The organism is Alteromonas sp. 4NH20-0104, from assembly GCF_057547795.1.
Genome location: NZ_BAAJLP010000001.1, coordinates 154,999 through 167,070 on the forward strand (window position 1 = coordinate 154,999; position 12,072 = coordinate 167,070).

Sequence of the window (12,072 nt, forward strand, 5' to 3'; positions counted from 1 at the left end):
TACTAACGAATTATTCGTAGTAAAAATCAGAGCTTGCGGGTGTGCCCTGAAACAGACACAGGACTGCCTTTTTCCTCAGACAGGCTAACCCTGATCACTGAAGGTGCTCCCATATCTTCGCCCTGACGGATAGTAAACTGGCCGTTGTGGGGCCATTTGGCATCACGCAGATAACCAGCGAAAGCCGCCGCTGCTGCGCCGGTAGCCGGATCTTCAATAACGCCCCCCGAGGCAAACGCGTTTCTGACTACAAACACCTGCGGACTCTCAGTATACACCAGCATAATGGTTACCAGCCCCAGCGCTTCCATAACCGCTTTGCCCGCCGTCAGGGAGTACGCCATGCTGGCCAGGGTTTGCCTGCTTTGCAGCGGCAATACAATGTGGTTTGAACCGCCATGGATATAAGCCGGTGATAATCGCTCGTCGAGATCCTGCTCAGAAAGGCCGAAAAGGTTAAGCGCCTGTGTGAGCTCATCTTTAGTAACCGGCCGACTATGAGTAGGTGGTGACGTTAGCGTAGCCGCCACGCCTTGCTCGGTTTGTACTGTATTAACGGCTATTTCTGCGCTGTTGATAGTGAGTTGATACTCGCCGGCACCTGCATATTCACCCAATACTGCGCCCAGCGCTATGGTGGCATGACCGCAAAATGGCACCTCGGATTCAGGCGAAAAATAACGTACCCGCCAAGCTGATTCACCCTCTGCAAGAGGATAAGCAAAAGCGGTTTCGGAATACCCCACCTCAGTTGCAATGCTACGCATCTCACTTTCTGCCATTGGGTCTTTTAGTAACACCACACCGGCGGGGTTGCCACCTTTGTTGCCATCGCTGAATGCGGCAATGCGTTGTACATTCATAACTGTTCCTTACGCGGTAAATTAACGGGCTGATAGTTTTTATAGAATATCACTGGCCTCACTCTCTTTTCACTGCCATTCGATAAGCGCTTTCTTGCTTTTTCCTTTCATATACAGGTAAATTAAATCAATAACCTTCAATTTAAAAATCAGTTATGACAAAACAGATTGACCACCTCGATAAAGCCATTTTAACTGTGCTGGATAATAATGCCCGGTTGAGTCTGGCAGAAATAGGTAAAGCGGTAGGCTTATCTGGCCCCGCCGTTGGCGAGCGAATGAAAGCGTTGCGACATAAAGGCGTTATCGATGGTTTTGGCGTGCGGTTGGATATGCGAGCACTGGGTTACAGCATTCAGGCGCTGGTAAGAATAAAGCCGAAGTCGGGGCAGATAAGAAAAGTGGAAAAACTGATTAGCGACGAGCCCCGCTTTATGGCCTGCGACCGGGTAACCGGTGAGGACTGCTTAATCGCACGCCTGGCCCTGCGGGATATCGCAGAACTCGATGACATCATGTTTCCGTTGCATGAATGTGCTGATACCAACACCTCTATCGTTAAATCGTCGTTGTTCGAACCCCGGCTGCCGCAGATCAATATCAGTAAAGCGGTCCGCTAATGTTTATTGCCCGGTCGGGCTGATTGCTGCTCAGGCAGTTGGTTCAGTCTTGTAGCCATTGTATCGGCTTCATGCTTGATCACACTATCTGCGTCAATATCACTGAGAGGCTCAAGCGTATCCCGCTTCAGATAGCCGTCAGTAATCATAGATAAATAACGGCCACAGCAAACCCGCAAAAACGACGTGAAGTTGCCAACGTCATGGTCGGCATCGAGTGACTCCAGATACAGTTTTGAAATCAACTGACTCACGCTCAGTTCATCCCGGCTGGCGATTTCCTGCAGCACATTCCAGAAAAAAGTCTCCATGCGGATGGAGGTCACTACGCCATCTATTCGCATTGAACGGGTAGTACTCGTCCACAAAGATGGATCGGCATTAATGAATAATCCACACACAGACTTTTCCCTCTATTTTACTTAAAGCAACGCCATAAACTGGCTTAATAACGCCGGATGCGCAGGCCAGGCCGGGCCTGTCACCAGCTTACCGTCGGTGATAGCTTCATCCATATTCACGGTAACATAAGTGGCCCCTGCCAGTTTAATTTCCGGCTCGCAGGCCGGGTATGCAGACACTTGCTTGCCTTCCAGCACATCGGCCGCAGCCAGTAACTGTGGGCCATGACAAATCGAGCTAACCGGTTTATCCGCCACAAAAAACGCTTTTACCAACGCAATGACATCCGCATTTAACCGCAGGTATTCTGGCGCCCGGCCGCCGGGAATATACAATCCATCATAATCCTCGGCCTTAACATCTGCAAAAGTCGCATTTAGCGTAAAGTTATGGCCCGGCTTCTCGGTATAGGTCTGATCGCCTTCAAAGTCGTGGATGGCCGTTTTAATGGTATCCCCTGCCGATTTATCCGGACACACCGCATCAACCTGATGGCCGCAGGCCAGCAGAGTTTGAAATGGCACCATGTTTTCGTAATCTTCGACAAAATCACCCGTGATCATCAGGATCTTGCTCATAGTGTTACCTCGATAGTAAGTTAACGAATGCTGGTTGTTATACAAACACAGTTACATCACGGGCAGGTAACAACATAGTACTACATGATTAATATGCGTGTGGAAAAGCGGGAACGTCAGGGAGATGTGAGCATCTCCCTGGCGGTCAATCAGGCCTTGAGCTCATTGTTAAAATAGCTGATAGCCAGCTGCTGAGCCCGGCTATTCACTTTTGCTGTCGTTTTGTCACGTAACCGGATATACAGGGCGATACAGGCTTTAAAGGCTGGGATCAGGGGATCTCTTTCAGCTGTAGCAACTGTTTGTTTGAGCTCAGCGGCAAATGCCGGCAGGCGCTTTTCGATGGTTCGCACACCCGATGGAGTGAGCCCGGTCTGTTGTAACGCCAGCGGCGATAACACCACAGTACGTAAGAAAGACAAAAACTCCAGTGCCTCAAAGTATTCCCCCCGGGCAATTTTTCCTGCGCCGTAGTGCACCCAAATCCAGAAGCGATCTTCTATCCACTGGCAATCCGGCTGCGGATACCCGTACTCAGTGCTGGCATAAATGTCTGAAAGCGAAGACGAGCGCTCCCAGATAACCTGCGTATTGTCGACCCGCTGTGCAGCATCCGCTAGCGACACAAATTTAAAATCGACGTGCACGAGCGACGGGTTACTTTGAGGTAACTCATACAGAGCAATAATCAGTCTCGGCTCCCCCACATGCTCGCCGGTAAAGCCTTCAATATACCCTGGTACAGAGTTTACCAGTTTAAACCGCTCGGCCATCACTTCATCAGTAAACGACGGTTCAATGACAATAACCAGATCCAAATCACTGTACTGATCCATCTGATTGCTGGCGAACGAACCACTCGCGCCGATAGCGTTTACGCGCTTATCGCCCGAAAAAACATGAATAATGTCGGTTAACAACTGCTGATGTGCTGTGGGGAGGGTGCTTGGATATTTCATATTTTACCTATCAGGATTGATGTTAAGAACTGCCGGAGGCAGTTAGTGCGGTAAAATTAGCGCAGCATTACAATGTAAGGGAATTAGTGCCCTGATTCAATAGTTGAGCGATTCCTGCAAGAGTATAGAATGACTGAATGTGACCTCATAGTTATGCAGCTAGTCGAATCGCCCTTTTGATTCGCTGCGTCATCCCAATAATACTTGGTATGCAAACTAACAGGTATTTTCATGACTGACTCCTTACCTCTGTCGATTCTCGACCTCGCCCATGTCGCCGAAGGCAGTTCTGTACGCGACGCCCTGCTACGCAGTCAGGCCATCGCGCACACGGCTGAGCAAGCCGGGTTTACCCGTTACTGGCTGGCTGAACACCATGGTATGCGGGCTGTGGCCAGTGCCGCGACGGCGGTATTGTTATCAAGTGTGGGCGCAGTAACTAACCGTATTCGCATTGGCTCTGGTGGCGTCATGCTGCCCAATCATGCGCCACTGGTGATTGCCGAACAATTTGGCACACTGGCTGAGCTTTATCCTGACCGAATCGATTTAGGTTTAGGCCGGGCGCCGGGCACTGATATGGCCACCGCCCGCGCACTGCGCCGCGATATTCAGGGCGATGCGGAGCGCTATCCCGAGGATGTCGCCGAACTTCAGCGGCTACTGGGCACACCTGAAGAAGGCCAAAAGCCTATTGCTGTACCTGGCGCCGGCACCAATGTGCCTATTTGGTTACTCGGTTCCAGCTTATATTCAGCCCAGTTAGCGGCTTACATGGGTCTGCCCTTCTCTTTTGCATCACATTTTGCCCCCGATATGCTCAGTGATGCCATTAGTATTTACCGGGCAAACTTTAAACCGTCTGCTCAGCTAGCCGAGCCTTATGTGTCGGCAGGTGTGATGGCGGTCATCGGCGATAGCGAAGACCACGCCAAACAGCTATTTACCTCGGTACAGCAACAGTTTGCTAACCTGCGTCGTAACGCTAACAAGCCCATGCCGCCGCCGGTGGAAGACATTCGTCTTGAGCTTAACGAAATGGAAATACGCGGTATTAACAGTACGTTGCGCTACGCCCTTGTGGGTGATAAGCCTGCAGCAGAGGAACAGCTTAATCGGTTTGTAGCGGCATTCGGCGTGGATGAGGTGATCCTGTCATTTCCTATTTTCGAGCAAGCCCGGGTATTAAAGGCTATAGAGGCAGTAGGTTCTATGCACATCAGATCACCGGTGATATAACAAAGTATTCATCGAACTGAATTTCTGCCACTCAGTAAGCGACATCATGATGGTTATTTATTAACCAATGAGCTATATTTTGCTTCGCAGACATATATTGTCTCACGCAATCTGGCTTATCACCGATGGACTCGGGACAGAACACGATGGATACGTTTGATACTTTTATTGTTGCAGTAGGTGTAGCACTGGTTTTAGTGGGGCTTTACCTGTTTATCTCCGGTAAACAGGGCGACGGCTCCCGCAATAGCAATGTGGAAGGTTTTGGCATCAAAATTAATGTCAGTAACCCTTCCATCATTCTTGTTGTCATTGGTATAGGGCTTATCTTATTGCCCAAATTTTTACCCAATGCCCCGGATCTTAATCCTTATATTCCGCCCGACCCAATTGACGGTCCTGGTCCCGGACCTGAACCCATCACCCCCGTGCAGCCTACGGTATATTATCCCGAAGGTGACTGGTATTTAGTGGGCTACACGCAAAATGGCGTCGATATTTCCATGGCGGTGGAAGCCAATGCAACCTTTAGCGCAAAGTCGTCTAACGGCGTGTCCTGGCGAATGGAATTTGTTGCTACAGACATGTGGGGCAATATGTCACAGTATTTCTATTCGGGCACAATCTCCCACGCCGATGAAGGCTATTATTTCACCATTAAACAAACTAACGATCCGAGTATCCCAAGTGAAGTACGTTCGCCACTGGTAATGAATCTTGAAGATAATGGCCAGTTGCATCTTGAGTACGCCATCGGCGTTAACAACATCATTATCCACTGGATGAAGCTGAATTAAGGCGTGCTATTCACACGTTATACGCCAAACAGGCCGTGATATTTTCACGCAAAGCAGGGCACTGGTCGTAAAAAGATACAGGACTGACGGATATACGTTTGCTTAACCTTATAAATTTCTGTTTTACTGTGCGCTAAAGAACACAATAACACTGCCGGACCCTGAACCAGGCAGGAACAGGAAGTGCTATGGCTGATAAATCTGTTCAACGATATACTGCGCCTGCCGGTGGCTGGGGTGCCTTAAAAAGTGTTACCAAGAGCTGGATTGCCAGTGAAAAGCCCCTCAAGAATCTGCGGGCCATGCTCAAAACCAATCAGGATCACGGCTTTGACTGCCCCGGTTGTGCGTGGGGAGAATCGCCGGAAAATGGCCTGGTCAAATTTTGCGAGAACGGCGCGAAGGCAGTTAACTGGGAATCCTCTGGCCGCCAGGTAGGGCCCGACTTTTTTAACCGCTACACGGTGTCCAAACTCCTGGAACACAGTGATTACTGGCTCGAAGACCAGGGCCGTTTATCCCACCCTATGCAATACGATCCGGCCACGGATAAATATACAGAAATCAGTTGGGACGATGCGTTTGCTCTCATTGCCAGTCATCTCAACCAACTGGACAGTCCTAATCAGGCAGAATTCTACACCTCCGGGCGCACCAGTAACGAAGCCGCTTACCTTTACCAGCTTTTTGTGCGTGCTTTTGGTACTAATAATTTTCCGGACTGCTCAAACATGTGTCATGAAGCCAGTGGGAATGCCATGAAACAGTCGGTGGGCGTAGGCAAAGGCACCGTGGTGTTCAACGATTTCGCCAAAGCCGATGCGATATTTGTGCTTGGCCAGAACCCGGGGACGAATCACCCCCGTATGCTGGAACCGTTAAGGGAAGCTGTAGAGCGTGGAGCCCAGGTAGTCTGCTTTAACCCCTTAAAAGAGCGAGGGCTGGAACGTTTTCAACATCCGCAACACCCGCTGGAAATGCTCACCAACGGTGACGCTCCAACGAATACCGCGTATTTCCGGCCGGCCTTAGGCGGCGACATGGCCGTAATGCGTGGCATTGCCAAATGCTTATTGGAATGGGAAAGAGAAGCCAAGGCGAATAAGCGCCCGGCCATTTTTGATCACGATTTTATTACCCGGCATACTCATGGCGTTGATGACTATCTGGCATCAGTAGATGCCACTTCGTGGCAGGATATTATTGAGCAGTCGGGCCTCAGTAAAGAGGATATTTACCTGGCAGCCAGTATGTATTGCCGCGCAGAGCGGGTCATTATGTGCTGGGCCATGGGGATCACGCAGCACAAGCATTCCGTTGCCATCATTCAGGAAATTATTAATGTGCAATTGCTGCGCGGCAATGTTGGCAAACCCGGCGCAGGGCTTTCACCAGTCCGTGGTCACAGTAATGTGCAGGGTGACCGAACCATGGGTATCGATGAGAAGCCGCCACTCTGGTTACTCGAAGCTCTTGAAGAACGGTTTAATTTCACAGTACCTCGCGAACCCGGCCACAATGTGGTGCAGGCGATTCAGGCGATGGAAAAAGGAAATGCCAGGGTCTTTATTGGTATGGGCGGCAACTTTGCGCAGGCCACACCGGATACACCACGAACTCACGCGGCCCTGAAACAATGTGACCTCACGGTTCATGTTAGTACTAAACTCAATCGTTCTCACCTGATCACCGGTAAGGCGGCGCTGATCCTCCCCTGCCTTGGCCGCACCGAAGCCGATATTCAGGATGGTCAACCCCAGGGCGTTACCGTAGAAGACACCTTTTCAATGGTTCATATTTCCTATGGTCAGTTACCGCCAGGCTCAGCACTGTTGCGATCAGAGCCGGCTATTGTTGCAGGTATTGCCCGGGCCACTTTGGGCAATCACCCGGTGGATTGGGATGCACTGATCAACGACTACAGTCGCATTCGCGATTTGATTGCCGACACGATCCCCGGCTTCACAGACTTTAACGTGAAATTATCGAAACCTGGCGGGTTCCACTTACCGAATCCGGCCGCCTCCAGAACCTGGAAAACCCCGGATCAAAAAGCGGGATTTGCAGCTAATTCCTTGCCCGGCGAGCTGCTCTCAGCACAATTGCCCGAAGGAGTAACCCCCGACCTTATTCTGCAGACATTGCGCTCACACGATCAGTATAATACTACGGTGTACGGTCTTGATGATCGCTACAGAGGGGTATTTGGCCAGCGCTATGTCGTGTTTGTTAACGCCGGCGACATTGCCCGACTGGGCTTTAGTGATGGCGACAAGGTAGACATGGTTTCACTCTGGCATGATGGCAGAGAGCGCCGCGTAAACGGGTTCACTCTGGTGGCTTATGATATTCCACCAGGCCAGGCCGCCGCGTATTTTCCGGAAGCAAACGGGCTGGTCCCACTGGAAAGCTATGGAGACGGTTCCTTTACCCCTACCTCAAAATACATTGCCATTAAACTGACAAAAGCGCAGGCTGATAATCGTATCCCGATTACTCAGGGCTAAACCGCACCGCTCGCTGTTGAGCTATGGTACACCCGTGGTGCGCTGTGATGGGGTAAGTGGATCAGGTTAAGCTGATAACGTTTAGCCCACTCCACTGCCATGGAGGTGGGCGCAGACAAAGTCACCAGCGTTGGCAGACCAATGCGTATTGCCTTTTGCACCAATTCCAGTCCACACCGACTGGTCAGCACCATAAAACCATTATTTAACTCAGTGCTGGTTAAAGCCAGCGCGCCAATGAGTTTGTCCATGGCGTTGTGACGGCCAATATCTTCTCGGCACATCGTTATGCCACCCTCGTTAGTCACAAAAAATGCAGCGTGTTGGGCGCCACCTGAATAGAGTGCCTGCTGGTATTCTCGAATGCGATGGCGCAGGTTGGTGAAGGCACACACTTCAGGCAAGGGCGCATCAGGTAATTTGGAAAGTTCAGGTAACGCTGATTTCAGCGCATCTGTACCGCAGATACCGCAACCCGAACTGCCAGCCAGGCGGCGTTGATAAGACTTTAATTGCCATTGAGCCCGGGGACTGAGCTGCACATCAGCAACCCCCTGCTCGCCATCAAACGTGACACTGATGCTTCGAAATTGGCCCGGCGAATCAATTATGCCCTGAGTCAGGCTGAACCCTACAACAAAGTCCTGCACGTCATCAGGGCTTACCATCATCACCGCATAACTAATGTCGTTATAGCTAATAGCCAGGGCACATTCGGTTGGCAGCGTACTTTCTTCTTCCAGTTTCTCCGCGCTTACGGTCTGGTAGCGATACACTTCAGCTGTCTTTGCTCGGTCTGCCATGGTCACGGTACATATCTGTTAAATTTAAGAGGGATGATAGTATAACCTGGCAGGGTTAGACACCGGATTTTATGCATTTTATGAAGGCTGGCAAACCCGCTTTGATTATCATGAGATTTTCAGCAGACATAAAAAAACGATGACCGAAGTCATCGTTTTCTCTGAATTTTGAGCTTCCTTCTCAGCGCTCCCTTGCGACTAAAATCTTCCCGATTAAAATCCGTATACGCCCCTTTCCTTCTTTTCTCGCCTCATCCTGTGCGAGCTGTTCTTCCTGAACAGATCCCTTTCCGTTTATCCATTGTAACTGTACATCCTGCTACAGTATTTTCCGTCCTGGAATTGTCCCTATTCGGCCTTCCCGACCTGTCCTGCTTCCTTAAACAGAGTTCCTTACCCTGTCTTACTCATCCTGAGCAATCCTAAGTGCTTCCTTGTGTCTTCCTGACTCGTCGTGTTTCCTTGTGACACGTTCATAGTACGCCTCTGGAGGCGGAATACTAATGCCGTGATGCTAATTTCTTACAACAAATGCAAAGACACTCACCCTCTCAAATGAACTTAACCTCTAAAAATCATAAACTTAAGTTATTTTAAGGGTGTTTACATATAGCCTTAAACTGACAATATCTCACAGATTTGTAAGATATTTCGTACAATGAGTTAGGGGAATTGTCTTATCCTTTTGGCTAAGAACCAATCATCGGTTAACAGCCTAGGAATAACGGCAGACGCAACATGCAGTAATGATAGAAAAAATGTTTGTTTAGCCTGGCTACAATACGATATAAGTATAGCCGGGCGCCGTGCTCCTGCCAGCCTAGGCCCAAATTAAGCAACAAGCATTTGTTAAAACGGACTTTATCAATGACATTATCCAAACCCGTCGACAAAAAAACACTAGTGAATGGTGCATTGGCCGCTCTCTGTTTTGGTTTGATACTCTGGATTGTGAGGCAGGAAGTAAATCTGCTGTTGATGCTTGGTGTTTTTAACCTGTTTTGGATAGTGAAGTGGTGTAAATCCATGCCAGACACCACGGTAAAGGACCCGGTAAACTATGTAACGTTTAACAATGGTCATATTCAGTTTGGCTCTGCATCTATCCCCATCCATAAAGTCACCAGGGTAGCGTTAGAGACCATCAGGGAACATTGCTACTTTTCCTTACCTTATAATCCAACAACGCCAGGAAACCCGCCAGGCTTTGTTTTTCCCGCCAGCAAAGTCGCAGAGTTTAAGCACTATCTACAGGCAGAACTCGGTGATATCACCTTCATCCATTAACGGCTTGTGCAGCTAAGGGATGAACAGTTTCTGACCTTTACGCTCAGCACAGGACGTTGCAAATTGCTTGATAAGTGGCAAGCAAGTTACCAGTTACGAAGCCTCATGCCAACCTTAAAAAAACCATAATAATATTATTTTTCATAGACTTACTTAAATTTAAACGTTAAATTTTAGTTTGGCACCCGTTTTGCAAATCTTAGAAATGCTAAAACAGTAGTCAATACAATAAAGTTTTCGTCAGGCGCTTAAGCCAGCGACAATACTCTAATAACTGTTCGATTTCGCAGTAAGGTAAATACATGACACGTACACAAAAAATATCCAGCGGCCTGCTATTAACGCTGGCTACCGCAGCACCGGCGTTAGCCCATACTGGTCACGAAACGGTTCAAAACGCTTTTTTTGCCGGTCTGTCACATCCTATGATGGGTATTGATCACCTGATAGCCATGGTAGCAATGGGCTACTGGGCTTCAGGCTTTGCCGGTAAACAAAGCCGTGCCATGCTGGCGGCCTTCTTTGCTTTATTGATTGGCGGTTTTTCGCTGGGATTAGCAGGGTTTAGCTTCTCCTTTATGGAGACCGGTATTGTAATGACATCCATTATCACCGGCTTACTGATAGCCACTCGTAAGAACGTAACTCAGGGGCTGGCGGTTAGCCTGGCAGCTTGTTTTGCGATGTTTCACGGTTTTGCCCATGGTCTCGAGACCGCCGGCTCCGTCCCTTTTCTGTTTGCTTCAGGTTTCCTCATTACCAGCGCCACACTGGTAATGACGGGCTTTGCTGTGTCGAAACTGGTCTCGCGCAGCATCCCTTCAGCGAACAGATTCATTGGGCTGGTAATTGCAATGATGGGAGTATCGTTGTTTTCAATTTAGGTGACCCACACCAACTATTGAATGCCATGGGCGGAGATCGGGCACTATGCCCGATCTCTTTTTAGCAATTAATCACTAGCAAATCCGCGGCAATTGCTCACCCACCAGCATATCCAGAATACGCTCTCCGCCAAAGTGAGTTTTCACCAGCACCCGGTTATAATTCGACTCAATAACTTCACCAATAATGGCTGATTCTTTCCCGGCCGGGTGATTGCGCATCGCCGCAAGCACCGCCTCAGCTTTATCGGCCGGAACCGCAGCAACAAGTTTACCTTCATTAGCAAAGTACAGTGCATCGAGCCCCAGGATCTCGCAGACACCGCGCACGGTATCTCTTACCGGGATCTGTTCTTCCTGCAAACGAATGCTCACTTCAGACGACTCGGCAAATTCACACAACACAGTGGCCACGCCCCCCCGCGAAGCATCACGAATAGCATGGATATTCGGGCAAGCTCTCAACATGGTTTGCACCAAATCATTTAACGCCTGGCAGTCGGTTTCCAATGCAACATCGAGCGCCAAATCGCCCCGGGCATTGAGAATAGCGGCACCGTGATCGCCTATCAGGCCATTCACAATAATTTTATCGCCTGTCCGGCAGTTAGACGCTGAAATATCGACGCCTTCAGGAATAATCCCAATGCCACTGGTATTGATAAAAATTTTATCGCCTTTGCCTTTAGGCACTACTTTGGTATCGCCGGTAACGATGGTCACTCCGGCCTTATCTGCGGCGGCTTTCATAGACGCCACCACACGCCGCAGAAGCTCAACGTCGAGCCCCTCTTCTAATATCATGCCGCAGGACAAATACTTCGGGATCGCGCCAGACACGGCAATATCATTAACTGTACCGTTCACTGCCAGCGAGCCAATATCGCCGCCCGGGAATTCAACCGGGTCTACTACGTAAGAATCGGTGGTAAAGGCCAGTTGCGTACCGCTTTGCATTAGGTCAGCCAGTTCAAAGCGCGCCTGATCTTCCAGTTGCTCCAGATTCGGATTAGCAAAAGTGCCCACAAAAACATCTTCAATAAGGTCACGCATAGCTTTTCCGCCTGCGCCGTGAGCCATAGTAATGGTTTTGGCCCGCAGGGTCCGTTTAGGTTTATTCATACTGCTTACTC

12 protein-coding genes are annotated in these 12,072 nt (G+C 49.5%); 6 read left to right on the forward strand and 6 right to left on the reverse strand.

Annotated features, from left to right (window positions below; genetic code table 11):
* Nucleotides 1-26: 26 nt before the first annotated feature.
* Complete coding sequence (locus tag AC27IB_RS00715; protein WP_487118198.1) at nucleotides 27-863, reverse strand: PhzF family phenazine biosynthesis protein; 837 nt, start codon at nucleotides 861-863, stop codon at nucleotides 27-29.
* Nucleotides 864-1,018: 155 nt separating this feature from the next.
* Here AC27IB_RS00715 and AC27IB_RS00720 point away from each other — a divergent pair, with 155 nt between their 5' ends.
* Entirely contained in the window at nucleotides 1,019-1,483 is a 465-nt protein-coding gene (locus AC27IB_RS00720) for an Lrp/AsnC family transcriptional regulator (RefSeq protein ID WP_296048810.1), read from the forward strand.
* Here the strand turns inward: AC27IB_RS00720 and AC27IB_RS00725 are convergent.
* The 3 genes from AC27IB_RS00725 to AC27IB_RS00735 all read right to left on the reverse strand — a co-directional run bounded on the left by AC27IB_RS00725 (nucleotide 1,480) and on the right by AC27IB_RS00735 (nucleotide 3,422).
* A complete protein-coding gene (locus AC27IB_RS00725) occupies nucleotides 1,480-1,884 on the reverse strand; it encodes a ribbon-helix-helix domain-containing protein (RefSeq protein ID WP_296048813.1) in 405 nt (134 codons plus the stop codon). The genes AC27IB_RS00720 and AC27IB_RS00725 overlap by 4 nt on opposite strands.
* Before the next feature lie 21 nt (nucleotides 1,885-1,905).
* Nucleotides 1,906-2,463, reverse strand: a complete 558-nt coding sequence (locus AC27IB_RS00730) for a DJ-1/PfpI family protein (protein WP_487118201.1) — start codon at nucleotides 2,461-2,463, stop codon at nucleotides 1,906-1,908.
* Nucleotides 2,464-2,612: 149 nt separating this feature from the next.
* Nucleotides 2,613-3,422, reverse strand: a complete 810-nt coding sequence (locus AC27IB_RS00735) for an oxalate:formate antiporter (protein ID WP_487118203.1) — start codon at nucleotides 3,420-3,422, stop codon at nucleotides 2,613-2,615.
* 231 nt (nucleotides 3,423-3,653) lie between these two features.
* Between AC27IB_RS00735 and AC27IB_RS00740 the strand changes: the two genes are divergently transcribed.
* The 3 genes from AC27IB_RS00740 (at nucleotide 3,654) to AC27IB_RS00750 (ending at nucleotide 7,965) form a co-directional block, all read left to right on the forward strand.
* The gene (locus AC27IB_RS00740) at nucleotides 3,654-4,661 is read left to right on the forward strand and encodes an LLM class flavin-dependent oxidoreductase (protein WP_487118205.1); all 1,008 of its coding nucleotides are present in this window, start codon (nucleotides 3,654-3,656) and stop codon (nucleotides 4,659-4,661) included.
* Nucleotides 4,662-4,807: 146 nt separating this feature from the next.
* The gene (locus AC27IB_RS00745; RefSeq protein WP_296048821.1) at nucleotides 4,808-5,458 is read left to right on the forward strand and encodes a hypothetical protein; all 651 of its coding nucleotides are present in this window, start codon (nucleotides 4,808-4,810) and stop codon (nucleotides 5,456-5,458) included.
* A gap of 188 nt (nucleotides 5,459-5,646) precedes the next feature.
* Entirely contained in the window at nucleotides 5,647-7,965 is a 2,319-nt protein-coding gene (locus AC27IB_RS00750) for an FdhF/YdeP family oxidoreductase (protein WP_487118207.1), read from the forward strand.
* Here AC27IB_RS00750 and fdhD read toward each other — a convergent pair.
* Nucleotides 7,962-8,768: a formate dehydrogenase accessory sulfurtransferase FdhD gene (fdhD, locus tag AC27IB_RS00755; protein WP_487118209.1), complete on the reverse strand. Its 807-nt coding sequence runs from the start codon at nucleotides 8,766-8,768 to the stop codon at nucleotides 7,962-7,964. The genes AC27IB_RS00750 and fdhD overlap by 4 nt on opposite strands.
* Before the next feature lie 867 nt (nucleotides 8,769-9,635).
* Between fdhD and AC27IB_RS00760 the strand changes: the two genes are divergently transcribed.
* Nucleotides 9,636-10,055, forward strand: coding sequence for a hypothetical protein (locus AC27IB_RS00760; protein WP_487118211.1), 420 nt, complete (start codon nucleotides 9,636-9,638; stop codon nucleotides 10,053-10,055).
* A gap of 302 nt (nucleotides 10,056-10,357) precedes the next feature.
* Nucleotides 10,358-10,939: a HupE/UreJ family protein gene (locus AC27IB_RS00765; protein WP_487118213.1), complete on the forward strand. Its 582-nt coding sequence runs from the start codon at nucleotides 10,358-10,360 to the stop codon at nucleotides 10,937-10,939.
* A gap of 75 nt (nucleotides 10,940-11,014) precedes the next feature.
* Here the strand turns inward: AC27IB_RS00765 and hypE are convergent, their stop codons facing one another.
* Nucleotides 11,015-12,061, reverse strand: coding sequence for a hydrogenase expression/formation protein HypE (gene hypE / locus AC27IB_RS00770; protein ID WP_487118215.1), 1,047 nt, complete (start codon nucleotides 12,059-12,061; stop codon nucleotides 11,015-11,017).
* Between the last annotated feature and the right edge of the window lie 11 nt (nucleotides 12,062-12,072).